This window comes from Actinomycetospora sp. CA-101289, from assembly GCF_050955895.1.
In the GTDB taxonomy this organism is placed as follows: Bacteria; Actinomycetota; Actinomycetes; order Mycobacteriales; family Pseudonocardiaceae; genus Actinomycetospora.
In genome coordinates this window covers 3,632,764-3,659,673 of record NZ_CP192093.1, presented here as the reverse complement: position 1 = coordinate 3,659,673, position 26,910 = coordinate 3,632,764, and the positions used below count along the sequence as shown (strand labels likewise).

The window sequence follows — 26,910 nt, the reverse complement described above, 5'->3', positions numbered from 1 at the left end:
GGGGCATGACCGACGACACGCCCTCGGTGGTGGTGGCCGGCGGCGGCAGCGCCGGTCACGTCGAGCCCGCCCTGGCCACCGCTGACGCGGTGCGCCGGATGCGCCCGGACGCCCGCGTCACGGCGCTGGGCACCGAGCGGGGCCTGGACACCCGCCTCATCCCGGCCCGCGGCTACCCGCTCGAGCTGATCCCGCCGGTGCCGCTGCCCCGCAAGCCCAACCTGGACCTCGCGAAGCTGCCCTACCGCGTCGTGCGCTCGGTGCACCGCACGCGGAAGGTGCTGCGCGAGGTCGGCGCCGACGTGGTGGTCGGGTTCGGCGGCTACGTGGCGCTGCCCGCCTACCTGGCGGCGGCGTCGCTGCGCCTGCCGATCGTCGTCCACGAGGCCAACGCCCGCGCCGGGGTGGCCAACAAGGTGGGCGCCCGCTTCGCCCGCGACGTGCTGGCCGCCGTCCCGGGCAGCGGGCTGGCCGGGGCCGAGGTCATCGGCATCCCGCTGCGCCGCCAGATCACCGAGCTCGACCGCGCGGGGCTGCGGGCGGAGGCGCGCGAGCACTTCGGGCTCGACCCGCAGGCCCCCGTGCTGCTGGTGTTCGGCGGCTCCCAGGGCGCGCGCTCGCTCAACGAGGCCGTGTCCGCCGCGGTCCCGGCGCTCACGGCGGCCGGGGTGTGGGTGCTCCACGCCCACGGGCCGAAGAACGCGCCAGCCGAAGGGATCACCGGGGTCGAGGCCCCCGGCTACGTGCCGGTGCCCTACCTCGAGCGCATGGACCTGGCGTACGCCGCGGCCGACGTCGCGCTGTGCCGCGCCGGTGCGATGACCGTCGCCGAGGTGTCCACGGTGGGGCTGCCCGCGGTGTACGTGCCGCTGCCGCACGGCAACGGCGAGCAGGAGCTCAACGCCCGGCCGGTGGTCGACGCCGGCGGCGGGGTGCTGGTCCGCGACGCCGACCTCACCGGCGAGCGGGTCGCGACGCTGGTCACCGACCTCGTCGGCGACCCCGATCAGCTGGCCGCCACGGCCGCGGCGGCCCGGCGTTCGGGCCACGCGGGGGCGGACGAGACACTGGCGCGGATCGTGCTGGAGGCGGCGGCGGGAGCCGGCGCGCGCACGGCGGGCGCGACGGGGAGGACCGAGGGATGACGCAGCAGACCGAGGAGCAGGCGGGACGCGAAGCGCAGCGGAGCCGGACCATCGACACCGGCACCGACACCGGCGTGCCGCCCCTGCCACGGCTGCTGTCCCGGGTGCACTTCATCGGGGCCGGCGGCGCGGCGATGAGCGGGATCGCCCGCATCCTGCTCGCGCGCGGGGCGATGGTCTCCGGGTCCGACGCGAAGGACTCCCGCGCGGTGCTCGCGCTGCGCACGCTGGGGGCCGAGGTCGCCGTCGGCCACGACGCGCACAACCTCGACCTGCTGCCCGGCGGCCCGACCTGCCTCGTCACCACGAAGGCTGTGCACCAGGCCGACCCGGACAACCCCGAGCTGCTCGAGGCGGCTGCCCGCGGCATCCCGGTGCTGCACCGCTCGTCGGTGCTCGCCGAGCTCATGGCCGACCACCGCGCCGCCTGCGTCTCGGGCAGCGCCGGCAAGACGTCGACCACGTCGATGCTGGTCGTGGCCCTGCAGGCCTGCGGCACGGACCCGTCGTTCATGATCGGTGGCGACCTGCTGGCCTCGGGGTCGAGCGCCCACCACGGCCTCGGCGACGTCTTCGTGGCCGAGGCCGACGAGAGCGACGGCTCGTTCCTCGCCTACTCGCCGGCCGTGGCGATCGTGACCAACGTCGAGCCCGACCACCTCGACCACCACGGCACCGTCGAGGCCTACGTCGCGGTGTTCGACGCCTTCGCCGCGCGCATCGAGGCCGGGGGAGCGCTCGTGGTCTGCGCCGACGACCTCGGCGCCGCCGCCCTGGGCGACCGCGCCGAGCGGGCCGGGATCCGCGTGCGCCGCTACGGCCGCGCCGCCGAGGGCCCCGACGACGCGCGCGTGCTCGACTACCGCGCCGAGGGCTCCACCGGCGTGCTGCGCCTGCACGTCGCCGGTCAGGAGCTCGAGCTGCGCCTCGGCGTGCCCGGCGAGCACCAGGCCCTCAACGCCTGCGGGGCCCTGCTCGCGGGCCTCGACCTCGGCGCCCCGCTCGACGGGCTGCTCGGCGGGCTCGCGGGGTTCGACGGGGTGCGCCGGCGCTTCGAGTACCGCGGGACGGCCGCCGGCGTGCGGGTCTACGACGACTACGCCCACGCGCCCACCAAGGTCGCCGCCCAGCTGCGCGCCGCCCGCCCGGTACTGGGCGGGTCCGGGCGCCTGATCGTGGCGTTCCAGCCGCACCTGTACTCGCGCACCCGCGACTTCGCCGCCGAGTTCGGCGCCGCGCTGTCGCTGGCCGACGAGGTCGTGGTGCTCGACGTCTACGGCGCCCGCGAGCAGCCCGAGCCCGGCGTCAACGGCGAGCTCATCGCCCGCCAGCTGACCCTGCCCGCCGAGCACGTGCACTACGAGCCCTCGTGGGGCCAGGTCCCGGCGCTGCTCGCGGACCTCGCGCGCCCGGGCGACCTCGTCGTGACCATGGGGGCGGGCGACATCACCGTGCTCGGCCCCGAGGTGCTCTCCGAGCTCGAGCGCCGCGCCGAGCACGCCGAGCACACCGGGCCCGACGGCCCGGGTGCCGTGGGGACCGACCCGCGGTGACCGGCCCCGCCCGGCCCACCGGACGCCCCGCGCGGGCGGGCCGGTCGGGACGGGCGGGCCGCGCGCAGGCCGACCGGGCCGGGCGCCCCGAGCGCGACCGGCGCGGCCGCCCCGCCGGCGGTGCGGGCGCGCGCCCCGAGGGCGCCGCCGCGGGCTCGCCGGGCCGGGCTCGGCGCACCGCCCGGGTCACGCGCCCGGGTCCCGGACGCCGGCGCCGGGCGCTGTGGATCGGGCTCGCCGCCGGCGTCCTCGTCGTCGCGGCCCTGGTCTGGCTCACGGTGTTCTCCCCGCTGCTCGACGTCCGCGACGTCGCGGTCGTCGGCGCCGCCCCCGACCAGGTCGAGCCGATCCGCACCGCGGCCGGCGTCGGCGCGGGCACCTCGCTGCTCTGGCTCGACGGGGACGAGGTGGCCGAACGGGTGCGCACGCTCCCGCGCATCGCCGCCGTCGACGTGTCCCGCGACTGGCCCGGCACCCTCGTGGTCACGGTCGCTGAGCGCGAACCGGTGCTCGCCGCGCCGGCCCCGGGCGGCGTCCTGCTGGTCGACGCCACCGGGTTCGGCTACCGGACGCTGCCCGAGCGCCCGGCGGGCGTGCCCACGCTGACCCTGCCGCCCGGCGTGCTCCCGTCGCCGGACGAGGCGGGGACCCGCGCCGCCGCCGACGTCGTCGTCGCCCTGCCCGCGACCCTGCGCGCGGACGTCCTGGAGGTGCGGGCGAACGGGCGCTTCGACGTCTCGTTCGTGCTCTCGGGCTCGCGCGAGGTCCGCTGGGGCGCCGACACCGACAACGAGCGCAAGGCCGCCGTGCTCGCCGCGCTGCTGACCCGCCCGGGCTCGGTGTACGACGTCTCGACCCCGGACCTCGCCGTCGTCCGCTGAGCGACGCCCCGCGCGCGCCCGCCCGCTCGGAACAACCGCTGCTCGCCCGAACCCTCGAGTGCTGATCGAGGGTCGGCGCCTGCGTGACGACCGTCCGCCGAGTGGGTGTCGTGTGGTGGGGACACGCCCGGCGCGCCTCGTGGAAATGCCGTACCGCGACTGCCTACCGTGCGCGTGTCGATAGCAGTCCCTCACCGTACACCTCTACGTGAGGTCGAGGGTTGCGACACGCCGGACCCGGACGACGACCGTCGCCAGCCCCAGCTCGAAAGGCGGATCCATGACGCCCCCGCACAACTACCTCGCCGTGATCAAGGTGGTCGGCATCGGTGGCGGCGGCGTCAACGCCGTCAACCGCATGATCGAGGTCGGCCTCAAGGGGGTCGAGTTCATCGCGGTGAACACCGACGCCCAGGCCCTCCTCATGTCCGACGCCGACGTGAAGCTCGACGTCGGCCGCGAGCTCACCCGCGGCCTCGGCGCCGGCGCGGCCCCCGACGTGGGCCGCCGCGCCGCCGAGGACCACCGCGAGGAGATCGAGGAGGTCCTCAAGGGGGCCGACATGGTCTTCGTGACCGCCGGCGAGGGCGGCGGCACGGGCACCGGCGGCGCGCCGGTCGTCGCGGGCATCGCCCGCAAGCTCGGCGCCCTGACCATCGGCGTCGTCACCCGCCCGTTCAACTTCGAGGGCAAGCGCCGCGCGACGCAGGCCGAGAACGGCATCACCGAGCTGCGCAACGAGTGCGACACGCTCATCGTCATCCCCAACGACCGCCTGCTCCAGCTGGGCGACGTGGGCCTGAGCCTGATGGACGCCTTCCGCAGCGCCGACGAGGTGCTGCTCTCCGGTGTCCAGGGCATCACCGACCTCATCACCACGCCCGGCCTGATCAACCTCGACTTCGCCGACGTCAAGAGCGTCATGTCCGGGGCGGGCAGCGCGCTGATGGGCATCGGCGCCGCGCGCGGTGAGAACCGCGCGGTCGAGGCGGCGGGCAAGGCCATCAACTCGCCCCTGCTCGAGGCGAGCATGGACGGCGCGTACGGCGTGCTGCTCTCGATCGCCGGCGGCTCGGACCTCGGCCTGTTCGAGATCAACGAGTCGGCGTCGCTGGTCCAGGAGGCCGCGCACCCCGAGGCCAACATCATCTTCGGGACGGTCATCGACGACTCGCTGGGCGACGAGGTCCGCGTGACCGTCATCGCCGCGGGCTTCGACTCCGGCTCGCCGACCCACAAGAAGCTCGAGCCCCAGGCCCTGGCCTCGACGTCGGCGAGCTCGACGGTCGCGGCCCAGGCCGGGCAGGTCCAGCGGCCCGCCAACGGCACCGCGAACGTCGGCGGCCCCACGCCCGCGGTGTCGGCGGCGCCGACGGTGCCCCAGGCCCCCGCGGTCGACCGGGCGTCGGTGGACCGCCCGTCCGCCCCGTCGACCCCGGCCGCCCCGGCCGCCGCGGCGCCGCCGGCCGGCGACAACGGGTCCGGCGCCTCGGCGCCGACCAAGGAGACGCCCGCGGCCCGCAGCGGGGACGACGACGACGTGGACGTCCCGTCGTTCATGAGACGCTGAGGGCGTGGGACGCGCAGCGGAGCGGAGCCGGACCGTCGGAGTGGCTCCTGCCCCCAGCGAGACCGCTGCCGGTGTTCCGCACGAGGGACGTCCGATCGCCCGCATCCGCCGTGTCCTGACCACGCGGGCCGGCGGGCGGTCGGCGCCCCCCTACGCCTCGTTCAACCTCGGCGACCACGTCGGCGACGACCCCGCCGCCGTCGCGGCCAACCGGCGCCGGCTCGGTGAGGGCATCGGGCTCGGCCCCGACCGCGTCGCGTGGATGAACCAGGTGCACGGCACCGACGTCGCCGTCGTCGAGTCGCCCGGGCAGGAGACGCCGACCGCCGACGCGCTGGTCACCGACCGTCCCCGGCTCGCGCTGGCCGTGGTCGTCGCCGACTGCGTCCCCGTCCTGCTCGCCGACCCCCACGCCGGCGTCGTCGCGGCGGCCCACGCGGGCCGGCGCGGCGCCGCCGATGGTGTCCTGCCCCGCACGCTCGAGGCGATGACGGAGCTGGGCGCCGAGCCGGCCCGCGTCGAGGCGCTGCTCGGGCCCTCGGTGTGCGGGCTCTGTTACGAGGTGCCGGCGGCGATGCGCGACGAGGTGGAGGCCCGGCTGCCCGGCAGCGCGTCCACCACGCGCGTCGGCACCCCGGGGCTGGACCTGCGGGCGGGGCTGCGCCGCCAGCTGATCGGCCTCGGGCTCAGCCGCGTCGACGCCGACGGCCGGTGCACCTTCGAGGACGACCAGCTCTTCAGCCACCGCCGCGCGCAGCCCACCGGGCGCCTCGCCGCGGTGACGTGGTGGGAGTACGCCCGGCCGTGACGGCCCACGAGGAGGAGCACGACCGGACCGGCCCCGACGCGCGCCGCGACGAGCTGGCCGAGGCCCTCGCCGAGGTGCGTGCCCGCGTGGCCGACGCCGCCCGCGCCGCGGACCGCGACCCCGCCGAGGTCGACCTGCTCGCGGTGACCAAGACCTGGCCCGCCGCCGACGTCGCCCTGCTCACCGACCTCGGGCTCACCGCCTTCGGGGAGAACAAGGAGCAGGAGGGCGCCGCCAAGGCCGCCGAGCTCGCGACGCTGCGCCCCGACGTGCCGGCGCGCTGGCACGTCGTCGGCCGCCTGCAGCGCAACAAGGCGCGCTCGCTGGCGCGCTGGGCCCACGCCGTCGACTCGGTCGACTCGGCACGGCTGGTCGACGCGTTGGAGTCCGCCGTCGCGAAGGCGGTCGACACGGGGGAGCGCACCGACCCGCTCGCGGTCCTGCTCCAGGTGAGCGTCGACGCCGACCCCGACCGCGGCGGCGCCCCGGTCGACGAGGTGCCCGCGCTGGCCGACCGCGTCGCCGGGTGCGCCCATCTGCACCTCGGCGGGGTGATGACGGTGGCGCCGCAGGGCGTCGCGCCGGAGGAGGCCTTCGCCACGGTGTGGGAGGTCGCGGCGGGGGTACGCGCCGCGCACCCGCACGCCACGACACTGTCGGCGGGCATGTCCGGAGATCTCGAGGCGGCCGTCGCACACGGCTCGACGGTCGTGCGTGTCGGAACGGCGTTGCTGGGCCGGCGGTGGCTACCTTCCGTGTGAGTGAACGACACGGATGTGACTCACGTGCCGCATGGTGCGGAGGTCCACCGTCGGACAGGGAGAAGGCCATGACCACTCTGCACCGGGTGAAGGCGTACTTCGGCATGGTCCCGGCCGACGAACTGGACTCCTACGACGGGTACGACGACCGTTACGAGGCGCGCGACCGGCACCCGGCCGACCGGCACTCCTCGGACCGCTACCGCTACGACCGGTACGACGACCGGTACGAGAGCCGCTACGAGGGTCGCCAGGACCGCTACGAGGCGGCCCGGGACTCCCGCGACACGCGGGACGCCGACGAGCGGCGTGGCCGGTACGGCAGCGACGAGCGCACCGACGACCGTGGCGACCGCCACGACCGTTACGACGATCCCCGGGACCGGCGCACGCCGCGCCCGCGCGACCCGGAGGTCACCGAGATCCGCCGCGACGACGAGCCCGCCACCGAGACCGTGCCGCGCGCCGGCCGCGGCCGCAGCTGGGCGGCCAACACCGGGCCGAGCCACACCTCCGTGCGCCCGACCACCCCGCGCACGCCGCCGTCGCTGTCGAGCACGGCGTCCTCGGGGTCGGGCGCTGGCGGGTCCACGGGCTCGTCCGCCCCCTCGGTGTCCTCGCTGCCGACCGCGGCCCCGGCCGCGCCCGCCACCGCCCCGAAGGCCGCGCCCGAGCCCGACCCGGTGAGCGCGCCGGCCGAGATCACCTCGCTGCAGCCGAAGAGCTACAACGAGGCGCGGCTGATCGGCGAGCGCTACCGCGACGGCATTCCGGTGATCATGAACTTGACCGAGATGGACGACGTGGGGGCCAAGCGCCTCGTCGACTTCGCCGCCGGGCTCGCCTTCGCCCTGCGCGGCTCCATCGAGAAGGTCACGAACCGCGTGTTCCTGCTCTCACCGCCGAACGTCGAGGTCTCTGCCGACGACCGGCGGAAGCTGGCCGAGAAGAACTTCGCCCAGACCTCCTGACGCGCGTCCCGGACGGCCGTACGGTGGTGGCCCGGCGTCCGGGTGTCGCAGCGCGCTCGCTCGGACGAGGGCGAGGACGCGGGGTGTCCGAGAAGGCCCGTCGACGCTCCGCCACGCGGCCGATCGGGCGATGCGTGCTGCGGCGCGCCGGATGGCCCTCCCCGTGCGCCGAACGTGCCGTGGCGCGTGTCGAGGGTCCGGCGAGCCCCGGATCCCCTCCTGTCACCGCACGTAGAGCGACACGGACCGTCACGACCCGTCCGGCGGATCGCCGTGTGGCTCGACGGTCGGTAGGTCTGTGGGTTTCCCGAGGCCCGGATGTGGCGCTGCGTCACCATTCGGGCGTCGAGGGGAGCGCGTCACTGGACCCGTCCATTATGGTTCTGTCGCTCGCAGAGGTCGTACTCTGCGGGTGGCGGAGCTCGAAGAGCCCGAGGTACCTGGGGTTCCGCAGCCGAGGAGTGCTTGAGGAGATCCGATGCCGCTGACCCCTGCCGACGTTCACAACGTCGCGTTCAGCAAGCCGCCGATCGGTAAGAGGGGCTACAACGAGGACGAGGTCGACGCGTTCCTCGACCTCGTCGAAGCCGAGCTCGGTCGCCTGCTGGAGGAGAACAACGACCTCCGCGAGCAGGTCGAGCAGCTCGAGCAGCAGCTCTCGACGGCGCACGCCGACCTCGACGACGCGCGCAGCAAGGCTGCCGCGCAGAGTCAGGGCTCCGGCCCCGCGACGCAGGTCTCGGCGCCGCCGCCGAGCCGGCCCGTCGAGGACGCCCCGCGCACCGTGCAGCAGCCGATGCCGCCGCAGCAGCCCCAGCCGCAGATGACCCAGACGCAGCAGGCCGTCGTGCCGCCGCCGTTCGGGGTCTCCGAGCAGGGCCAGGGTGGCGGCGCCAACGGCGGCGACCACCACGTGCAGGCCGCGAAGGTCCTCGGCCTCGCGCAGGAGATGGCCGACCGGCTCACCGCCGAGGCCAAGTCCGAGGCCGACGGCATGCTGACGGACGCGCGCACCAAGTCCGAGCAGCTGCTCTCCGAGGCGCGCACCAAGTCCGACAGCATGGTCAACGAGGCCCGCACGCGCGCCGAGACGATGCTGAACGACGCGCGGACGCGCGCCGAGACCCTCGAGCGGCAGGCCCGTGACAAGGCCTCCACCCTCGAGCGCGACGCCCAGCGCAAGCACAACGAGACGATCAGCCTCATCGAGCAGCAGAAGGGCGGGCTCGAGAAGAAGATCGACGAGCTGCGCACCTTCGAGCGCGAGTACCGCACCCGGCTGAAGACGTACCTCGAGTCGCAGCTCCGCGACCTCGAGGGCCGTGGCTCGGCCGCGCCGTCGGACAACGGGCGCAACGGCAGCGGTGGTGGCTACGCGACCAGCGGCTACGGCTCGCGCGCCGAAGCCGGCAGCTGACGGACGCCGCGCGGCCCGGCCGTCCCCGCGGGGGCGGTCCGGGCTCGTGGCCCTGAGACAGGGGTCCGATCGTGCTGCTCCTCGTCCTGCTCTGCGTGCTGGTGGCCTTCGGGCTCCTCGTGGTCGCGGTGGTCACCTCGGTGGCCACCTGGGCCTGGGGCTCGGTGATCGCCAGCGTGCTGGCCGCCGCCCTGCTCATCGCCGACGTCGTCCGCCGACGCCGGCGTGAGCGGGAGGGCCGTCGCCAGTCGGCCGCCGACTCCTCGTCGGCGCCCACCGCGGCACCCTCGGGGCCGATGACGGCACCGCCGTCGTCGCCCGGTTCGCAGCCCGGCCCGCCGTCCGGGTCCCCGGCCGGTCCGCCGTCCGGCCCGTCGTCGCTCTCGTCGTCGCCTTCCGGGTTCGCCCCGGGTGCCCACTCCTCGGGCCCGGGGCAGGGCTCCCCGGAGGCCACGACGGCAGGACCGACCGCGGGCTCGACATCAGGCCCGGGCGCAGGACCGGCAGCGGGTCCGGGCGGGCCGCCCTCGGGCGCCCCGGCGGGTGGCCCCGGCGGGCCGCCTCCCGGACGCCCGCCGGCCGGTCCGGGTGGGCCCGGTGGTCCGGGCGGCCCGGGTCAGCGGCCCGGGGAGCAGGACGGACCCGGTTCCGGACGCGCAGGAGCAGGAGCCGCGGCGGCCGCCGGGGCCGGAGCGGCCGGTCTCGCCGCCGCCGCCACGGGCGGCCCCGGTGGGTCGAGCGGTGCGAACGGGTCGCCCGGATCGACCGGGCCGACCGGACCGTCGGCGGGGTCGCGCTGGACCACCCCCGCGTCCCGTCTGACCGACGAACCCTCCCGCGTCGCCGGCGCCCCGCGTGGTGCACGGCTGCTCGGGATGCTCCCGCTGCCCGGCACGCCGGCCGAGGCCCGCCTCGGCGGTGCCGGAGCCCGCCCCGCCGCGTCGGGCGCGTCCTCCGGGCCGCCCCGTGGTGCCCCGGGGGGCGCTCCCGGCGGCGACGACGCGGCCACCACCCGGCTCGACATGGGCGACCTCGCCCGCATGCGCCAGGTCTCGGGCGAGGCCGACGGCGACGGCGCGGCCGCAGCGGCTGCCGCAGGTCAGGGCCAGCAGGCCCCGCAGGGCCCGCCCCCCGGTCGACCGGCGGGTGGACCCCCGCCCGGCGGCGCCCCCGGCGGACCACCTCCCGGCGGGCCGGCCGGTGCTCCCGCGGGTGCCCCGCCGCCCCCGCCCCCGGCGTCGCAGCCGGAGGAGGAGACCACCGACGACACCGCGCTGCAGGCCCTCGCCGGCCTCGACGACGAGGTGCTGGTCATCGACGAGGAGCCGCTGTTCCACCTCGGGCGCTGCAGCTACCTCTACGGGCGCGAGGTCATCCCGCTCCCGGCGTCGGAGGCCGTCGAGCTGGGGTTCACGGGCTGCTCGTGGTGCACGCCGGTCGCGGCGCTGACCGGTCCCCGCAGCGCCGACAGCCGGCGCTGAGCCCGGGGCCGCACCGCGCGGCCCGACCGTGAACCACCTCACCGGCAGGAGATCCGCGGCCTCGCGGGGTTCCGGTGGTCGCTAGGGTCATCCCCTTCGTGAGCTGTAGGGGGTGCGACGCGTGGACCGCCTGCCCCTCGTGCTCGGTGCCGGGGCGGGCGTGGTGCTCGTCGCCGTCATCGCGGTGCGCGTGTCCACCCGGGTCGGGCTGCCCTCGCTGCTGATCTACCTCGGGATCGGGGTGGCGCTCGGTGAGGCGGGCCTGGGCATCCGGTTCGACGACGCCGCGCTCACGCAGGCGCTCGGCCTGGCCGCACTCGTGCTGATCCTGGCCGACGGCGGGCTCTCCACCCGCTGGAGCACGGTCCGCCCGGCCCTCGGGCTCGGCATCGCGCTGTCGACCCTGGCGGTGGCGGTGAGCATCGGCGTCACCGGGTTCGCGCTGTGGGCGCTGCTCGGGCTCGACCTGCGGCTCGCGTTCCTCTGGGGTGCGGTGCTGTCCTCGACCGACGCGGCCGCGGTGTTCAGCGTGCTCCGCAACCTGGGCCTCGGCGGGCGCCTGGTCGGCTCGCTCGAGCTCGAGTCGGGGCTCAACGACGCGCCGTGCTTCCTCGCCGTGGTCCTGCTGTCGTCCACGGCGGCGCTGAGCTGGCTCGACCCGTTGCTCGTGGTCTACGAGCTCGTCGCCGGCGGCGTGATCGGTGCCGTCCTGGGGCGCCTCGGCGCGCTGGGTCTGCGCCGGGCGGCGCTGCCCGCGACCGGGCTCTACCCGCTCGCCACCCTCGCCGTCTGCATCGTCGCCTACGCCGCGGCCCAGTCGGCCCACGCGTCCGGCCTGCTCGCGACCTACGTCGCCGCGCTCGTGCTGGGCAACTCGACCCTGCCCCACCGCGAGGGCACCCGCTCGTTCGCCGAGGGCCTCGGCTGGCTGGCCCAGATCGGGCTGTTCGTGCTGCTCGGGCTCTTCGTCTCCCCGGAACGCTTCGCCGGCGCGCTCGTGCCCGGGCTCATCGCGGGCGCGGTGCTGGTGTTCGCGGCGCGCCCGCTCTCGGTCGTCGCGGCGGCGATCGGGTTCCGCGTGCCCTGGCGCGAGCAGGTGTTCCTGTCCTGGGCCGGGCTGCGCGGCGCCGTGCCCATCGTGCTCGCCCTCATCCCGCTCACCGAGGGCGTCCCGGGCGCGCAGGCGCTGGTCGACGCGGTGTTCGTGCTCGTGGTGGTGCTGGTGCTGGTGCAGGGCACGACGCTGCCGTTCGTGGCGCGCACCCTCGGGCTCGCGGGCGACTCGCGCGTCGAGGAGATCGAGGTCGACGCCGCCCCGCTGGAGAGCCTGCGCGCCGACCTGCTGCAGATGACCGTCCCCGAGGGCTCGCGGATGCACGGCGTCTACGTCCGCGAGCTGCGCCTGCCCGAGGGCTCCGGGCTCAGCCTCGTCGTCCGCGGCGGGACGAGCTTCACCCCGCAGGGCGCGAGCCGGCTCCAGGAGGGCGACCAGCTCCTCGTCGTCAGCACCGAGACCGCCCGCGCCGCCGCCGAGGAGCGGCTGCGCTCGGTCGACCGCTCCGGGCGGCTCGCACGCTGGCACGGCGACACCGGCGGCACGCCCTCGCTGCGCGGCGGCCGGTCGCCGGGGCGTGGCCTGCCCGGTCCCGCGGCCCCCCGCGGGGACGGCCGTCCCGGCCCGGCACTCCCGGCGTCGCCCCCGCCGGGACGGCCCCCGGCGCGCCCGACACCGCCCACCGGCACGCGCTCCCACACCGGCTCCGAGGCCGGCTCCGAGGCCGGCTCCGAGACCGGCTCCGACACCGGCGACGACCGCGACCCCGGCGCCGGGACACCGGGGCGCGCGGGCGGGGCGGCGGACGAGGGGAGCGGGGCTGGGACGATGAACCGGTGAGCAGCGCACACACCGACCCGGACAGCGGGCCGGACAGCCTCCCCGACCCCGGGGAGCGGGCCCCGGAGCCGCCGCCGAAGCGGCTGGGCATGCTCGCCGCGATCGCGGCCACCGTGATCGCCCTCGACCTGCTCACCAAGATCGTCATGGTGTCCTGGCTGCGCGACGGCGAGCGCGTGCCGCTGGTGGGCGACCTCGTCTCGTTCACCCTCGTCCGCAACCCCGGCGCCGCGTTCTCGCTGGCCACGGGCATGACGTGGGTGCTGACGCTGGTGGCGCTCGCGGTGGTCGTCGGCATCGTCCGCTTCGCGCGGCGGCTGCGGTCCCGGGGCTGGGCGCTGGCGCTCGGGCTGGTGCTCGGCGGGGCGCTGGGCAACCTCGTCGACCGCTTCTTCCGGGACCCGGGCCCGCTGCAGGGCCACGTCGTCGACTTCGTGTCGGTGGGCTGGTTCCCGGTGTTCAACGTGGCCGACTCCGCGATCACCGTCGGCGGCGCCGTCCTCGTGCTGCTCGCGCTGCTCGGCCGCGACCTCGACGGCGTCCGCACCCCGGACGCGCGCGCATGAGCCTGCGGACGCTGCCCGTGCCCGACGGCCTGGACGGGATGCGGCTCGACGCCGGGCTCTCGCGGATGCTGGGCCTCTCGCGCACCGTCGTCGCCGAGCTCGCCGCCGGCGGTTCCGTGCGCGTCGACGGGGTCGAGGCCGGCAAGTCCGACCGACTCGTCGCGGGTGCGTGGCTCGAGGTGGAGCTGCCCGAACCCGCCGAGGCGACGCAGGTCGTCACCGCGGAGGCCGTCGAGGGCCTGGTGGTGCTGCACGAGGACGAGGAGATCGTCGTCGTCGACAAGCCCGTCGGGGTCGCCGTGCACCCGAGCCCCGGCTGGTCGGGGCCGACGGTCGTCGCGGGGCTCGCGGCGCTGGGCATCCGCATCGCGACGAGCGGCGCCGCCGAGCGCCAGGGCATCGTGCACCGCCTCGACGCGGGCACCACCGGGGTGATGGTGGTGGCCAAGTCCGAGCGGGCCTACTCGGTGCTCAAGGCGGCGTTCAAGGAGCGCACCGTCGGCAAGATCTACCTCGCGGTGGTCCAGGGCCACCCCGACCCCAGCGAGGGCACGATCGACGCGCCCATCGACCGTCACCCCAGGCAGGACTGGAAGTTCGCGGTGATGCGGGACGGACGCCCGAGCGTCACGCACTACCGCACGCTCGAGGCGTTCCGGTCCGCGTCGCTGCTGGAGGTCGAGCTGGAGACGGGCCGGACCCACCAGATCCGCGTGCACTTCTCCGCGGTGCGCCACCCCTGCGTCGGCGACATCACCTACGGCGCCGACCCGGTGCTCGCCAAGAGCCTCGGGCTCACGCGGCAGTGGCTGCACGCCCACCGCCTGGGCTTCCACCACCCCGCCGACGGCCGATGGGTGGAGTACACCAGCGAGCCGCCGCACGACCTCGCCACCGCCCTCGAGAGCCTCCGGGCGGCGAGCTGACCCCGCCCGCGGAGCCCGACGAGGACGACGAGGACGGGCCTCGTCCGCGCTGGCCGACCGCGGCCGTCGTGCTGGCCGTCGTGCTCGTCGTGGGGCTGCTGACGGCGTGGGTCGCCGGGTCGTCGAGCGCGCCGGGGGAGGGGTCGGGCAGCACCGACACGACGCGGCTCGGGCCGGTCGCGGGCGAGACGGTCGCCGGCTACCTGGCGCGGGCCGCGGTCGTGCCGCCCGGGCCGGCGGGTCCGCGTCCCGCGCTCGTGCAGTTCGCCGTCGAGCAGGACGGCGCCGGCGCCGCGGCCGCGCTCGCGGGGTCGGGGGCGACGGCGCGGGAGGCGGTGTTCCGGGTCCCGCTCCCGCGGGTGCAGACCGCGCTGCGGCGGGTCTCGCTCGACGACACCGGCACCGTCGACCCCGTCGCGGCGCTGCGCCTGGCCGAGACCCAGGCGACCAACCGCGCCGGCGAGCAGGCGCGCGCGGCCCAGGGGCGCGCGGCGGCGGTGGCCACCACGGAGTCGGCCCGGCTGGCGGCCGGCTGCGCCTGCGTCGTCGCCCTCGTCGTCGAGGCGGATCCGGCCGCGCTCGCCCCGCTGCGCGACCGTCCGGAGGTGCGCGCGGTCGAGGTGGCCCCGGCCGGGGCGCGGGTCGGTGCGCTGGCGGTGTCGCCGCTGCTGCCGGACCAGACCGACGACGGCCGCGACCCGCCGGAGACCGTCGGGCCGGTCCCCGACGACGGTCCGGTGCCGCCGCAGTGAGTGCCTGTGAGTGTCCCGACAGGTGACGCGTCGTCGTCGGCCCCACTCCGGCGGCGTGCGGGAGGACCGTGGGGGGTAGGCCCAGGAGGACCCGCCCGCCGGGCTCCGGAGCAGGGACGACGGCGTCCCGGCCGGTGCCCGCGGGCCCACGCGAGAGGAGTGCGGCTGCCATGAGCGCCGTTCCGTCATCCCGGGGCGCGGCCTCGGGGACGTCGAGCACGGACGCCGACCCGCGGCCCCACGTCGTCGTGCTCGGGGCCGGGTTCGCCGGCCTCGCCGCCGTCCGCACGCTGCGCCGGGCGCCGGTGCGCACCACGCTGGTCGACCGCCACAGCTACAGCACCTTCCAGCCGCTGCTCTACCAGGTGGCCACGGGCGCGCTGAACCCCGGCGACATCACCTACGGCGCCCGCGGCTTCGCCGCCCACACCGGCGCGTCGTTCCGCAAGGGCGCCGTGCAGAAGGTCGACCCGGAGACGCGGACGATCTCCCTCGACGTCGGGCCCGACCTGCACTACGACTACCTGGTGATCGCCAACGGCGTCACCACCAACTACTTCGGCGTGCCCGGCGCGGCCGAGAACGCCTACCCGATCTACACCCGCGCCGAGGCGCTGGCCGTGCGCGACCGCATGACCGGCTACCTCGAGCGGATCGCGGCCACTGGCGAGCGCCGCGGCGCGTCCGTGGTGGTGGTCGGCGGCGGCGCCACCGGCGTCGAGATGGCCGGCACGCTGGCCGAGCTGCGCAACACCGTGCTGCCCGACCGCTACCCCGAGCTCGACCCGTCCGAGGTCCACGTCGTGCTCGTCGAGATGACGGACACGCTGCTCCCGCCGTTCGCGAAGAAGCTGCGGGACTACGCCGCCGAGCAGCTGCGCGCGCGTGGCGTCGAGCTGCGCCTCGAGACCGCGGTCAAGGAGGTCCGGCCCGAGTGCGTCGTGCTCGCCGACGGCACCGAGCTCGAGGCGCAGATGACCATCTGGGCCACCGGCGTCGCGGCCCACGCCGAGATCGGCGACTGGGGCCTGCGGCAGGGCCGGGGCGGGCGCATCCTCGTCGGCGGCGACCTGCGCGTGCCCGAGCACCCCGAGATCCTCGCCGCGGGCGACGTCGGGCTCATCGAGGACGACCCGCTGCCCCAGCTCGCGCAGCCCGCCCTGCAGACCGGCCAGCACGCCGGGCGCACCATCGCCCGGCTCGTCGCGGGGGAGCCGACCGAGCGGTTCAAGTACAAGGACAAGGGCACGATGGCGACGATCGGGCGCGGCTCGGCCATCGCCGACATCGCCCACGGCCCCAAGCTCGTCGGTGTCCTCGCCTGGCTGATCTGGATGTTCGTGCACGTCTTCTCGCTGCTGGGCAACCGCAACCGCATCTTCGTGTCGCTGGGCCTGACCTTCCGCTACCTCGCGCAGCGGCGGGGCCAGATGGTCGTCGGCGACCCGGAGGACAGACCCCCGAACCGCTGAGGCGGGCTGCCTGCGCACGCACCCCGGTGACGTGCGAGGCTGCCCCGTCGCGAGGCCCCCCGTCCCGAGAGAACCAGGAGCACCGATGGCACCCACCCCCGTCAACGTCACCGTCACCGGCGCGGCCGGACAGATCGGCTACGCGCTGCTCTTCCGCATCGCGGCCGGCGATCTGCTCGGTGAGGGGGTGCCGGTGCGGCTGCGGCTGCTCGAGATCCCGGACGCGGTCAAGGCCGCCGAGGGCACCGCGCTCGAGCTCAACGACAGCGCGTTCGAGCTGCTCGACGGCATCGACGTCTTCGACGACGCGAACCAGGCGTTCGACGGCACCAACGTCGCGCTGCTCGTCGGGGCCAAGCCGCGCAGCAAGGGCATGGAGCGCGCCGACCTGCTCGAGGCCAACGGCGGGATCTTCAAGCCGCAGGGCCAGGCCCTCAACGGTGCCGCCGACGACGTCCGCGTGCTGGTCGTCGGCAACCCGGCGAACACCAACGCGCTGATCGCGCGCTCGAACTCCGACGTCCCGGGCGACCGCTTCACCGCGATGACGCGCCTGGACCACAACCGCGCCGTCGGCCAGCTGGCGACCAAGTACGGCGTGCGGGTCGGCTCGGTCTCGAAGATGACGATCTGGGGCAACCACTCGGCCACCCAGTACCCCGACGTGACCTACGCCGAGATCGACGGCAAGCAGATCGGCGGCGAGGTCGACCAGAGCTGGCTGACCGACGAGTTCATCCCGCGCGTGGCCAAGCGCGGCGCCGAGATCATCGACGTCCGCGGGGCGTCGTCCGCCGCGTCGGCCGCCGCCGCCGCGATCGACCACGTCCACACCTGGGTCAACGGCACCCGCGAGAACGACTGGACCTCGGCGGCGATCGTCTCCGACGGCTCCTACGGCGTCCCCGAGGGCCTGGTCTCGTCCTTCCCGGTCACGGCGTCGAACGGCAAGTTCGAGATCGTCCAGGGCCTGGAGATCAGCGACTTCTCCCGCGAGCGCATCGACGCCTCGGTCAACGAGCTCGCCGAGGAGCGCGAGGCGGTGCAGAAGCTCGGTTTGGTCTGACGACCTCGTGAGCGCTTTCCCGTGCCACGGCACGGGAAAGCGCTCACACTCTCGGGCGTGAGCAGCGAACCCGTCGAGGTCTTCCGCGGTCCCGAGCTGGCCGAGGGCGACCCGACGCCCGGGATGCAGCGGCAGGTCGCGTTCTCCACCGACGCGCTGTGGGCGGGTCTGGTGCACACCGAGCCCGGCGCCTCGTCGGGCTGGCACCACCACGGCGACCACGAGACCAGCCTCTACGTGGTCCGCGGGGCGATGCGCCTGGAGTTCGGCCCCGGCGGCGACGACGCCGTCGAGGCCGGACCGGGCGACTTCCTGCGCGTCCCGCCGCACACCGTGCACCGCGAGTCCAACCCCACCGGCGAGCGCTCCACCGCGGTCATCGGACGCGCCGGCCAGGGCCCGCCCACGATCAACGTCGACGGGCCGGACCCGGCGTAGACCGCGCCCGCGCCGGTGGGGCAACCTGAGGTCATGAGCCTCGGCGCCGTCCTCACCGCCATCGTGACCCCGTTCGCCCCCGACGGTGCGGTCGACGAGCAGGCCTTCGTCGACCTCATGGCCCACCTGTACGCGAACGGCTCCGACGGGCTCGTGGTGTGCGGGACGACGGGCGAGGCGTCGACGCTGTCGACCGAGGAGCACCTGCGCCTCGTCGAGCTGGCCGTGCAGCACCGGCCGGCGGGCGCCACCGTCGTCGCGTCCACCGGCTCCAACGACACCCGGCACGCCTGCGAGATGACCGAGCGGGCGACCGCCCTGGACGTCGACGGGATCCTCTCGGTGACGCCCTACTACAACAAGCCGAACCGGCGCGGGATGCTCGCGCACTTCGGCGAGGTCGCGCGGGCCACCGACAAGCCCGTGGTGCTCTACAACATCCCCTCGCGGTGCGTGGTGGACCTCCCCAACGACCTGCTCGCCGAGCTCGCCCAGATCGACCGGATCGACTACGTCAAGCAGGCCAACAACGCCAACCTCGCGCCCGTCGACGGCCTCGGGATCTACGCCGGCAACGACGACCTGTTCGGCTCGGTGCTCGAGATGGGCGGCTGCGGCGGCATCCTCGTCGCGAGCCACGTCGTCGGCCCGCACATGCGGCGCATGGTGGACGAGCCCGACCAGCGTGCCGAGATCGAGGCGTCGCTCAAGCCGGTGTTCGACGCCCTCGGGGTCACCACCAACCCGATCCCGGTCAAGGCCGCCCTCGACCTGCTCGGTCGCCCCGTCGGCGGCCTGCGCCTGCCGCTGCTGGAGGCCGACGAGCACGAGCGCGAGGTCGTGCGCGCGGCGCTGGTGGGGGCCGGGCTGCTGTAGGGGCTCGCGCGGAGATCAGCAGGCCGAAAGGCACCGTGCGGGGCCCGCCGCGGGTGCTTTTCGCCCTGTTGATCTTCGAAAGATCACGAGTGCGGCATCCGCCTCCGGTGCTGCTGATCTTCGTGCCCCGGCGTTGTCGGGGGTCCGGCGCATGCTCCGCCGCGGGACGACCCCGAGGAGGAGCCATGGGCAGGCGCAGGCACGACGGTCGGCGGCGGGCGGCGAAGGTCGAGGCGCGGCGCCGGCGACGAGCGGGGTCGGGCGTGACGCGGCCGCCGCGGGGTGCGCGGCCCCTCGGCGCGGCGGTCGAGCGGGTCACGGCGCCGTTGCTGAGCGACTGCGAGCTGCTCGAGCAGTTCCCGCACGCGTTCGACGACGACGAGGACGAGCTCGACGACGGGTGGGACGACGAGGACGACGCCTGGGACGACGGGGGCGACGACCGGCCCGATCGGCTCGACCTGCTCGACGACGGCGTCCGCGCGGCGCTGAGGGCGACCGTGGTGCAGCAGGACCCCGAGGTCGCGCGCGCCCTCGTCGCCCGCGGCGAGCAGTTCTACGTCAACCTCTTCGTCGGCTCGTGGCTCGCGAAGGCACGGCGGCGGTTCCCGCAGGCCGACCTCGCGGAACGGGCGACCGCCTGGGTCGCGGAGGTCCTCGGCGAGGCGGGGCCCGCGGTCGACGACGCTGCCCGGGTGCTCGGGCCCGCGGCGCGGGAGGCGCTGCGGGGGACCCTGTTCCGGATCCCCGACGACGTGCTGGTCGCGCGGATCTGGCTGCTCGCCGCCGTCCTGGTCGTCGGGGGAGCGGGCGGTGACCGGTGGCTCGAGGGCCTCGACGCGACGGCGGAACGCTGACGGCGGCGCGAGGGCACGGTGCGCAGGCTCTGAGCCTGTCGATCCTGCGCACCGTGCCCCTCGCGCCCAGCTCCCCGCGCCCCGTCCTTGATCGAGGCGGATTTCCGCGCACCCAACGCCAGCGTGGCCCCCACGCTGGCACGCGGAGGCCGCCACGACGACGTCGATGGGGCGCCTGGGGCGGGTGGGACCCGCCCGGATCCGGGCGACACGCCGGGCCCGCGGAGGTGAGCAGCGACGACAGTCGCGAGCCTCGGGGAGGGGCCGCGCTGTCGGGGGGCGCGTTTACGCTGGGGCCACCTCCACCGACCGCCGCCCGCACGCCGGGCACGGTCGGCGGCACCCGATCCCGGCCCTGGAAGGGTGGTCCCACGACGTGACCGGCGACTCGTTCGTCCACCTCCACACGCACACCGAGTTCTCGATGCTCGACGGTGCCGCGCGGCTGGACGACCTGTTCGCCGAGGCCGCGCGCATGGGCATGCCGGCCCTGGCGATGACCGACCACGGCAACACCTTCGGCGCCTACGAGTTCTGGAAGAAGTCGCAGGCCCACGGGGTCAAGCCGATCATCGGCATGGAGGGCTACCTCGCGCCCGGCAGCCGTCACGAGCGCAAGCGGGCCACGCTGGGCGGGCAGGTCGTCTCGGACGACAACCCGGGCGAGATGTACACCCACATGACGCTGCTGGCCGAGAACACGGAGGGGATGCACAACCTCTTCCGGCTCTCCAGCCTCGCCAGCCTCGAGGGCTACTACTACAAGCCCCGCATGGACCGCGAGCTGCTCGAGACCTACGGCAAGGGCATCATCGCGACCACCGGGTGCCCGTCGGGCGAGGTCCAGCGCCTGCTGCAGCGCGGCGATTTCGACGGCGCCTGCCAGGCCGCGAGCGACTACCGCGACATCTTCGGCGAGGACAACTTCTTCTGCGAGCTGATGGACCACGGCATCGAGATCGAGCGCCGGGTCCGGGACGACCTCCACGACCTCAAGAAGAAGCTCGACCTGCCGGGCCTGGCCACCAACGACCTGCACTACACGTACGCCAAGGACGCCAAGCCGCACGAGGTGCTGCTCTGCGTCCAGACCGGCAAGACGATGAACGACCCGAACCGCTTCCGGTTCGACGCGCAGGACTTCTACCTCAAGAGCGCGCAGGAGATGCGCCAGCAGTGGGACGGGATCTTCCCCGAGGCCTGCGACAACACCCTCGCGGTCGCCGAGCGGGTGCACGTCGAGTTCGAGGAGGGCCGCGACCTCATGCCGGTCGCCCCGGTCCCCGAGGGCGAGACCGAGTCGAGCTGGCTGGTCAAGGAGGTCGAGCGCGGCCTCCACACGCGGTTCAACGGTCAGATCCCCGACAGCCACCGCAAGCAGGCCGCGTACGAGATCGACGTCATCTGCCAGAAGGGCTACCCCGGCTACTTCCTCGTCACGGCCGACCTCGTGCAGCACGCCAAGTCGGTCGGCATCCGCGTCGGCCCGGGCCGCGGCAGCGCCGCCGGCTGCCTCATCGCCTACGCGCTGGGCATCACCGAGCTCGACCCGGTGAAGCACAACCTGATCTTCGAGCGGTTCCTCAACCCCGAGCGCAAGTCGATGCCCGACATCGACCTCGACTTCGACGAGCGCCGGCGCGGCGAGATGATCCGATACGTCACCGAGAAGTACGGCGAGGACCGCATCGCCCAGATCATCACCTACTCCACGATCAAGGCGAAGGCCGCGATCAAGGACTCGGCGCGCGTGCTCTACGGCCAGCCCGGCTACGCCGTCGCCGACCGCATCACCAAGGCCATGCCGCCCGCGGTCATGGGCAAGGACATCCCGCTCTCGGGCATCTTCGACCCCGGCCACAAGCGCTACTCCGAGGCCACCGAGGTCCGCGCGCTCTACGAGGTCGACCCGCAGGTCAAGGAGATCGTCGACACCGCGCGCGACCTCGAGGGCCTCAAGCGCCAGTGGGGCGTCCACGCCGCCGGCGTGATCATGTCGAGCACCCCGCTCATCGACGTCATCCCGATCCAGCGCCGCGACGCCGACGGCGCGATCATCACGCAGTTCGACATGGGCGTCTGCGAGACGCTCGGGCTGCTGAAGATGGACTTCCTGGGCCTGCGCAACCTCACGGTCATCGACGACGCGCTGGCCAACATCGTCCTCAACGGCAAGCCGCCGCTCGACATCGACAACCTCGGGCTCGACGACACCGCGGCCTACGAGCTGCTGGCCCGCGGAGACACCCTGGGCGTGTTCCAGCTCGACGGCGGTCCCATGCGCGACCTGCTGCGTCGCATGGTGCCCACGACGTTCGAGGACATCTCGGCCGTCCTCGCGCTCTACCGGCCCGGCCCCATGGGCGCCAACGCCCACAACGACTACGCCGACCGCAAGAACGGCCGGCAGGAGATCAAGCACATCCACCCGGAGCTGGCGGAGCCGCTCTCGGAGATCCTGGGCGAGACGTTCGGTCTGATCGTCTACCAGGAGCAGGTCATGGCGATCGCCCAGCAGCTCGCGGGCTACTCGCTGGGCACCGCCGACCTGCTGCGCCGCGCGATGGGCAAGAAGAAGCGCGAGATCCTCGACAAGGAGTTCGTGCCCTTCTCCGAGGGCATGAAGGCCAACGGCTACTCGCAGGACTCCATCAAGACCCTGTGGGACATCCTCGTCCCGTTCTCCGACTACGCCTTCAACCGCGCGCACACCGCGGGCTACGGGCTCGTCTCGTACTGGACGGCGTACCTCAAGGCCAACTACCCCGCCGAGTACATGGCCGCGCTGCTCACGAGCGTGCGCGACGACAAGGACAAGGCGGCGATCTACCTCGCCGAGTGCCGCAAGATCGGCATCACGGTGCTGCCGCCCGACGTCAACGACTCGGTGCGCGACTTCGCCCCGGTCGGGCACGACATCCGCTTCGGCCTCGGCGCCATCCGCAACGTCGGCACCAACGTCGTCGACGCGATCGTCGAGGCGCGGCGCGAGAAGGGCAACTTCTCCGACTTCTCCGACTTCCTGCGCAAGGTCCCGCAGCAGGTCTGCAACAAGAAGACGGTCGAGTCGCTGATCAAGGCCGGCGCGTTCGACTCGCTGGGCCACCCCCGCAAGGGCCTGGCGCTGGTGCACGCCGAGGCCGTCGACGCGGTGATGACCACGAAGAAGGCCGAGGCCGACGGCCAGTTCGACCTCTTCGGCAGCTTCGACGACGCCGACGTCGGGGCCGCCGACACCACGGGAATGTTCGACGTCAAGGTGCCCGAGGGGGAGTGGGAGCCCAAGCACCGGCTCGCCCTCGAGCGCGAGATGCTCGGCCTCTACGTCTCGGGCCACCCGCTCAACGGCCTCGAGCAGGTGCTCGCCAGCCGCGCCGACACCGCGATCACCAAGATCCTCGAGGGCGACGTGGCCGAGGGCACCACGGTCACCGTCGGCGGCATCCTCGCCACCGTCACGCGGCGGGTGAACAAGAAGGGCGAGCCCTGGGCGTCGGCGCAGATCGAGGACCTCGCCGGCGGCATCGAGGTGCTGTTCTTCCCGCGCACCTACGCCGCGGTGTCGATCGACGTCGCCGAGGACGCGATCGTGCTGGTCAAGGGCAAGGTCAACAAGCGGGACGACCGCGTCAGCCTGTTCGTGGAGGACCTCGCCGTGCCCGACCTGTCCGGGGGTGTGGGCGGCGCGCCGGTCAAGGTCGTCCTCGAGAGCGCGCGCTGCACGCCCGAGCGCGTGGGCAAGCTCAAGGAGGTCCTCGTCGCCCACCCGGGCCCGAGCGAGGTCCACCTGACGCTGATGGCCGCCAACGGGGCGAGCCACGTGCTGCGTCTCGACGACGGGCTGAAGGTCCAGAACTCCGGCGCCCTCATGGGTGACCTGAAGGCCCTGCTCGGTCCACGCTGTCTGGGCTGAGTTCACGGGGCACGCCGGGCACGCCGGGCACGCCGAACCACGGTGGGAGGAGCCGCTCATGAGCGGTCGGGTGGTCCACTTCGAGGTCCCGTTCGACGACGGGGACCGCGCGCGGGCGTTCTACGGGGCGGTCTTCCGCTGGACGCTGCAGGACATGCCGGGGATGGACTACACGATCGCGATGAGCGGCCCGGTCACCGAGACCGGGGAGCCGGAGGAGCCCGGGTTCATCAACGGCGGCATGTTCCGCCGGGGCGACGACGAGCCGCGCAGCCCGGTCCTCGTCGTCGACGTCGGCGACATCGACGAGACCCTCGAGCACGTCGCGGCGTACGGGGGCACGGTGCTCTCGCCCCGCCAGCCCGTCGGCGACATGGGCTTCGCCGCCTACTTCCGCGACACCGAGGGCAACGTGGTCGGGCTCTGGCAGACCGCGGGGTGATCGCCGGGCGCTACGTGGCCCTCGGCAGCTCGTTCGCCGCCGGCCCCGGCATCCCGCCGCTGGTGCACCGGGGCGCGCTGCGCTCGGCGCGGAACTACCCGCACCTGCTCGCCGACGCCCGGGGCCTCGACCTCGTCGACGCCACCTGCTCGGGCGCCACCACCGCCGACGTGCGCCACCGGCGCCAGCCGACCCTCACCGGCGCGCTGCCGCCGCAGGTCGACGCGCTCACCCCGGACACCGCGCTGGTCACGGTGACGATCGGCGGCAACGACCTGGGCTACCTCGGCATGCTCACCTCGGCCGCCCTGCGCGGGGCGCTGGCCCGGCGCCTGCCCGCGACGCTCGCGCGCCGCCTGCGCTACACCGTCGAGGTCCCGCCCCCGGCGACGTTCGCGGAGGTCCGGGCCTCGCTCGGGGCCGTCGTCGGCGAGGTGCGCCGGCGCGCCCCGGCCGCGCGCGTCGTGCTCGTCGACTACCTCACCGTGCTCGGCCCCCACGCCACCCCGCAGACGCTGCCGCTGACCGCCGACCAGATCGAGGCCGGCCGCCGCGTCGCCGCCGGGCTCGCCGAGGTCTTCGCCGGCGCGGCCACCGACACCGGCGCGGACCTCGTCGCCGCCTCCGAAGCGAGCACCGACCACGGCGCCGGCAGCCCCGATCCCTGGATCGGCGGGGTGGCGCTGGGCGTGGCGCCGCTCGGGGGCCCGGTGCCGTTCCACCCGACCGCGGCCGGGATGCGCGCCGTCGCGGATCTCGTCGCCGCCCGACTCTGAAGCGGCTCTGAGGTCGGGTCAGACCGCCAGCCCGTCCCAGGTCCAGCGGGGCACCGCGGCGCCGTCGGGGACGTCGTCGGCCTCGAGGAGCGCGACCGCCAGCATGTCGCCCACCGCCCACGCCATGTACGCCCGCAGGCATCCGCGCAGCTCGGGGTCGTCGGGCACGCCGGCGTCGTCGAGCGCGAGCAGGAAGCAGGCGAGGAAGCGGCGCCCGAGGTCGTCGACGTCGCCGTTGCCGCTGTGGAGCCGGAGCACGTGGGACTGGTCGGCGCACGCGCGCGAGAACTGCGGGGGCCCGCCCATGACCTCGGCCCAGTAGGCCGCCAGACGCTCGACGTGCCGCGGGTGCTGGCCCGGGCCGGAGAAGGGGTGGGCGAGCTCGGGGTCGGCCAGGCACCGGGCGTGGTGCGCGCGGGCGATGGCGAGGAACGCCTCGTCGCCGCCGACGGCCACGAACAGCGAGGGCCGTGCCGGTGTGGTCACACCGCCTCCCGGGTGCTCACCGGCCAGCCTGGCCCCATCCCGGCACCCGGGACAAGCCGCCGCGTCCCCTTGACCCCGCGGCGCCGCTCGGCGCACGGTCGAGGAATGGCCGCCCCCACGCAGAGCATCAGCCCCGCCGACGACATGTCCGCCTTCCGGCCCTCCCAGGAGGGCATCCAGATGCCGCAGCCGCCCACGTTCGCGACGAGCGCGGAGGAGCGGCTGCACCGCAAGCAGCAGCTCGCGGGCGCCTTCCGCATCTTCGGCCGGTTCGGCTTCGGCGAGGGGATCGCCGGCCACATCACCGTGCGCGACCCGGAGGACCCGCACCTGTTCTGGGTGAACCCGTTCGGCATGAGCTTCCGGCACATCCGCGTCTCGGACCTCATCGCGGTGAGCCACGACGGGCAGATCGTGCACGGGACGAAGCCGGTGAACCAGGCGGGCTTCGTCATCCACTCCGCGGTGCACCACGCCCACCCCGAGGTCGTCGCCGCGGCGCACGCGCACTCGGTGTACGGCAAGGCGTGGTCGTCGCTCGGGCGCCCGCTCGACCCGATCACCCAGGACGCCTGCACGCTCTACGGCCAGCACGGCGTGGTCACCGAGGGCCGCGGCGCCGTCGTGCTCGACCCCGAGGTCGGGCGCGCCCTCGCCGACGGGCTGACCGGACGCAAGATGGTCTTCCACCAGAACCACGGCATCTTCTCGGTCGGCGACACCGTCGCCGAGGCCGCGTGGTGGTTCATCAACACCGAGCGCAACTGCCAGGCCCAGCTGCTCGCCGAGGCCGCCGGCACGCCGACGCAGATCGACCACGAGAACGCGCAGTTCACCGCCGACCAGACCGGTTCGGCCTACGCCGGCTGGTTCGCGTTCCAGCCGCTGTGGGACGAGGTCGTGCGCACGGACCCCGACCTCTTCGACTAGCTTCCGGGCGTGATCGTCGACGCCCACGTGCACGTCGCCCACCTCGCCCGGCTCAAGGTCCCCTGGGAGCAGTGGATCGGGCCGGCGGGGCCGGTCGACGCCTGGGCCGCCTGCTACGACAGCGACGGCGCGGCGATCCCCGAGAAGGTGTCGGCGCTGTTCGCCGGGGCGGGCGTCGACCGCGTGCTGCTCTTCTGCGAGTACTCGCCGAAGGCCACCGGGTGGCAGACGGTCGAGGACATGCTGCCGCTGGTCGACGCCGACGCCGAGCGCTTCCGCATCGTCGCCAACGTCAACCCGCACGTGCACCACCCGGTGGCCCGCGAGCTGGACCGGCAGCTCGACCTCGGTGCCGTGGCGCTGAAGGTCCACCCCGTGCACGCGGGCATCGCGCCGAACGACCGCGAGCTCTACCCGGCCTACGCGCGCGCGCAGGAGCGCGGCGTCCCGGTGATCGTGCACACCGGGCCGTCGAACTTCCCCGGCGCCACCGCACGCCACGGCGACCCGGTGCTGCTCGACGACGTGCTCCGCGACTTCCCCGAGCTGGTCGTCGTCCTCGCCCACGGCGGGCGCGGCTGGAGCTACGAGGCCGCGGCGTCGCTGGCGCTGACCCGCGAGAACGTGTGGCTCGACCTCGCGGGGCTCCCGCCGCGCAGGCTCCCCGTCTACTACGAGCGCTTCGGCTTCGACCGCGTCGCCGCCAAGTCGGTGTTCGGCACCGACTCCCCGGCCGCCGACCCCGCGCGCAACATCGCCGCGATCCGCGAGCTCGGGCTCGACGACACGCTCACCGCGGGCCTGCTGGGGGAGCACGCGCGCCGCGTCTACCCCGGTCTGGACACCCCGCCGCAGCGCGTCTGACCGCGCCGGCGCCCGACGGTGTACCGTCGTCCTCGAACGGACCGATCGGTCCGGGACCGCCTGGT

The 26,910-nt window shown here is 74.8% G+C and carries 23 protein-coding genes and 1 pseudogene; 23 read left to right on the top strand and 1 reads right to left on the bottom strand.

Features of this window, described 5'->3' with window-relative positions:
• Nucleotides 1–5: 5 nt before the first annotated feature.
• From murG to ACQPX6_RS18110, 21 genes and pseudogenes are all read left to right on the top strand, one after another.
• Nucleotides 6–1,145: an undecaprenyldiphospho-muramoylpentapeptide beta-N-acetylglucosaminyltransferase gene (gene murG / locus ACQPX6_RS18210; protein WP_433781732.1), complete on the top strand. Its 1,140-nt coding sequence runs from the start codon at nucleotides 6–8 to the stop codon at nucleotides 1,143–1,145.
• Nucleotides 1,142–2,698, top strand: coding sequence for a UDP-N-acetylmuramate--L-alanine ligase (murC, locus tag ACQPX6_RS18205; RefSeq protein WP_433781731.1), 1,557 nt, complete (start codon nucleotides 1,142–1,144; stop codon nucleotides 2,696–2,698). The genes murG and murC overlap by 4 nt, the downstream gene beginning before the upstream one ends.
• Nucleotides 2,695–3,579 (top strand): cell division protein FtsQ/DivIB, encoded by an 885-nt coding sequence (locus ACQPX6_RS18200; RefSeq protein WP_433781729.1) that lies wholly within the window; start codon nucleotides 2,695–2,697, stop codon nucleotides 3,577–3,579. The genes murC and ACQPX6_RS18200 overlap by 4 nt, the downstream gene beginning before the upstream one ends.
• 280 nt (nucleotides 3,580–3,859) lie before the next feature.
• Nucleotides 3,860–5,149, top strand: a complete 1,290-nt coding sequence (gene ftsZ / locus ACQPX6_RS18195) for a cell division protein FtsZ (protein ID WP_433781728.1) — start codon at nucleotides 3,860–3,862, stop codon at nucleotides 5,147–5,149.
• Between the two features lie 40 nt (nucleotides 5,150–5,189).
• Nucleotides 5,190–5,957, top strand: coding sequence for a peptidoglycan editing factor PgeF (gene pgeF / locus ACQPX6_RS18190; protein WP_433781727.1), 768 nt, complete (start codon nucleotides 5,190–5,192; stop codon nucleotides 5,955–5,957).
• Entirely contained in the window at nucleotides 5,954–6,718 is a 765-nt protein-coding gene (locus ACQPX6_RS18185; protein ID WP_433781726.1) for a YggS family pyridoxal phosphate-dependent enzyme, read from the top strand. The genes pgeF and ACQPX6_RS18185 overlap by 4 nt, the downstream gene beginning before the upstream one ends.
• Before the next feature lie 68 nt (nucleotides 6,719–6,786).
• Nucleotides 6,787–7,689: a cell division protein SepF gene (locus tag ACQPX6_RS18180; RefSeq protein ID WP_433781725.1), complete on the top strand. Its 903-nt coding sequence runs from the start codon at nucleotides 6,787–6,789 to the stop codon at nucleotides 7,687–7,689.
• A gap of 478 nt (nucleotides 7,690–8,167) precedes the next feature.
• Nucleotides 8,168–9,106, top strand: coding sequence for a DivIVA-like cell division protein Wag31 (gene wag31 / locus ACQPX6_RS18175; RefSeq protein WP_433781724.1), 939 nt, complete (start codon nucleotides 8,168–8,170; stop codon nucleotides 9,104–9,106).
• A gap of 71 nt (nucleotides 9,107–9,177) precedes the next feature.
• Nucleotides 9,178–10,587: a hypothetical protein gene (locus ACQPX6_RS18170; RefSeq protein WP_433781723.1), complete on the top strand. Its 1,410-nt coding sequence runs from the start codon at nucleotides 9,178–9,180 to the stop codon at nucleotides 10,585–10,587.
• A 121-nt stretch (nucleotides 10,588–10,708) separates the two neighbouring features.
• Nucleotides 10,709–12,181 (top strand): annotated as a pseudogene (locus tag ACQPX6_RS18165) (potassium/proton antiporter); the annotation flags it as partial.
• 296 nt (nucleotides 12,182–12,477) lie between these two features.
• Nucleotides 12,478–13,047, top strand: a complete 570-nt coding sequence (lspA, locus tag ACQPX6_RS18160; protein ID WP_433781722.1) for a signal peptidase II — start codon at nucleotides 12,478–12,480, stop codon at nucleotides 13,045–13,047.
• Complete coding sequence (locus tag ACQPX6_RS18155) at nucleotides 13,044–13,973, top strand: RluA family pseudouridine synthase (RefSeq protein WP_433781721.1); 930 nt, start codon at nucleotides 13,044–13,046, stop codon at nucleotides 13,971–13,973. Before lspA ends, ACQPX6_RS18155 begins: the two co-directional genes overlap by 4 nt.
• Nucleotides 13,974–14,041: 68 nt before the next feature.
• Nucleotides 14,042–14,725 carry a hypothetical protein gene (locus ACQPX6_RS18150; protein WP_433781720.1) on the top strand — a complete coding sequence of 228 codons (684 nt, stop codon included), beginning with the start codon at nucleotides 14,042–14,044 and terminating at the stop codon, nucleotides 14,723–14,725.
• A gap of 170 nt (nucleotides 14,726–14,895) precedes the next feature.
• Entirely contained in the window at nucleotides 14,896–16,197 is a 1,302-nt protein-coding gene (locus ACQPX6_RS18145; protein WP_433781719.1) for an NAD(P)/FAD-dependent oxidoreductase, read from the top strand.
• Between the two features lie 85 nt (nucleotides 16,198–16,282).
• Nucleotides 16,283–17,263 carry a malate dehydrogenase gene (locus ACQPX6_RS18140; protein WP_433781718.1) on the top strand — a complete coding sequence of 327 codons (981 nt, stop codon included), beginning with the start codon at nucleotides 16,283–16,285 and terminating at the stop codon, nucleotides 17,261–17,263.
• 57 nt (nucleotides 17,264–17,320) lie between these two features.
• Complete coding sequence (locus ACQPX6_RS18135; RefSeq protein WP_433781717.1) at nucleotides 17,321–17,701, top strand: cupin domain-containing protein; 381 nt, start codon at nucleotides 17,321–17,323, stop codon at nucleotides 17,699–17,701.
• 33 nt (nucleotides 17,702–17,734) lie between these two features.
• Nucleotides 17,735–18,577 carry a 4-hydroxy-tetrahydrodipicolinate synthase gene (gene dapA, locus ACQPX6_RS18130; protein ID WP_433781716.1) on the top strand — a complete coding sequence of 281 codons (843 nt, stop codon included), beginning with the start codon at nucleotides 17,735–17,737 and terminating at the stop codon, nucleotides 18,575–18,577.
• Between the two features lie 185 nt (nucleotides 18,578–18,762).
• A complete protein-coding gene (locus ACQPX6_RS18125) occupies nucleotides 18,763–19,434 on the top strand; it encodes a hypothetical protein (protein ID WP_433781715.1) in 672 nt (223 codons plus the stop codon).
• 376 nt (nucleotides 19,435–19,810) lie between these two features.
• A complete protein-coding gene (dnaE, locus tag ACQPX6_RS18120; protein ID WP_433781714.1) occupies nucleotides 19,811–23,347 on the top strand; it encodes a DNA polymerase III subunit alpha in 3,537 nt (1,178 codons plus the stop codon).
• A 58-nt stretch (nucleotides 23,348–23,405) separates the two neighbouring features.
• Nucleotides 23,406–23,789 carry a VOC family protein gene (locus ACQPX6_RS18115; RefSeq protein WP_433781712.1) on the top strand — a complete coding sequence of 128 codons (384 nt, stop codon included), beginning with the start codon at nucleotides 23,406–23,408 and terminating at the stop codon, nucleotides 23,787–23,789.
• Nucleotides 23,786–24,565, top strand: coding sequence for an SGNH/GDSL hydrolase family protein (locus ACQPX6_RS18110; protein WP_433781710.1), 780 nt, complete (start codon nucleotides 23,786–23,788; stop codon nucleotides 24,563–24,565). Before ACQPX6_RS18115 ends, ACQPX6_RS18110 begins: the two co-directional genes overlap by 4 nt.
• A gap of 18 nt (nucleotides 24,566–24,583) precedes the next feature.
• Here the strand turns inward: ACQPX6_RS18110 and ACQPX6_RS18105 are convergent, their stop codons facing one another.
• Nucleotides 24,584–25,051, bottom strand: a complete 468-nt coding sequence (locus tag ACQPX6_RS18105) for a group II truncated hemoglobin (RefSeq protein WP_433781709.1) — start codon at nucleotides 25,049–25,051, stop codon at nucleotides 24,584–24,586.
• Between the two features lie 105 nt (nucleotides 25,052–25,156).
• On the opposite strand from ACQPX6_RS18105, the gene ACQPX6_RS18100 reads away from it, so the two are divergent.
• Nucleotides 25,157–25,981, top strand: a complete 825-nt coding sequence (locus ACQPX6_RS18100) for a class II aldolase/adducin family protein (RefSeq protein ID WP_433781708.1) — start codon at nucleotides 25,157–25,159, stop codon at nucleotides 25,979–25,981.
• Nucleotides 25,982–25,990: 9 nt separating this feature from the next.
• Nucleotides 25,991–26,845 carry an amidohydrolase family protein gene (locus tag ACQPX6_RS18095; RefSeq protein WP_433781707.1) on the top strand — a complete coding sequence of 285 codons (855 nt, stop codon included), beginning with the start codon at nucleotides 25,991–25,993 and terminating at the stop codon, nucleotides 26,843–26,845.
• Nucleotides 26,846–26,910 lie beyond the last annotated feature (65 nt).

Bases quoted from the DNA above. Each gene is read 5' to 3' on its own strand.
- murG (WP_433781732.1), top strand. From the start codon at position 6: ATGACCGACGACACGCCCTCGGTGGTGGTGGCCGGCGGCGGCAGCGCC.
- ACQPX6_RS18145 (WP_433781719.1), top strand. From the start codon at position 14,896: ATGAGCGCCGTTCCGTCATCCCGGGGCGCGGCCTCGGGGACGTCGAGC.
- ACQPX6_RS18115 (WP_433781712.1), top strand. From the start codon at position 23,406: ATGAGCGGTCGGGTGGTCCACTTCGAGGTCCCGTTCGACGACGGGGAC.
- ACQPX6_RS18155 (WP_433781721.1), top strand. From the start codon at position 13,044: ATGAGCCTGCGGACGCTGCCCGTGCCCGACGGCCTGGACGGGATGCGG.
- murC (WP_433781731.1), top strand. From the start codon at position 1,142: ATGACGCAGCAGACCGAGGAGCAGGCGGGACGCGAAGCGCAGCGGAGC.
- ACQPX6_RS18140 (WP_433781718.1), top strand. From the start codon at position 16,283: ATGGCACCCACCCCCGTCAACGTCACCGTCACCGGCGCGGCCGGACAG.
- ftsZ (WP_433781728.1), top strand. From the start codon at position 3,860: ATGACGCCCCCGCACAACTACCTCGCCGTGATCAAGGTGGTCGGCATC.
- wag31 (WP_433781724.1), top strand. From the start codon at position 8,168: ATGCCGCTGACCCCTGCCGACGTTCACAACGTCGCGTTCAGCAAGCCG.
- dapA (WP_433781716.1), top strand. From the start codon at position 17,735: ATGAGCCTCGGCGCCGTCCTCACCGCCATCGTGACCCCGTTCGCCCCC.
- ACQPX6_RS18100 (WP_433781708.1), top strand. From the start codon at position 25,157: ATGGCCGCCCCCACGCAGAGCATCAGCCCCGCCGACGACATGTCCGCC.
- ACQPX6_RS18125 (WP_433781715.1), top strand. From the start codon at position 18,763: ATGGGCAGGCGCAGGCACGACGGTCGGCGGCGGGCGGCGAAGGTCGAG.
- ACQPX6_RS18180 (WP_433781725.1), top strand. From the start codon at position 6,787: ATGACCACTCTGCACCGGGTGAAGGCGTACTTCGGCATGGTCCCGGCC.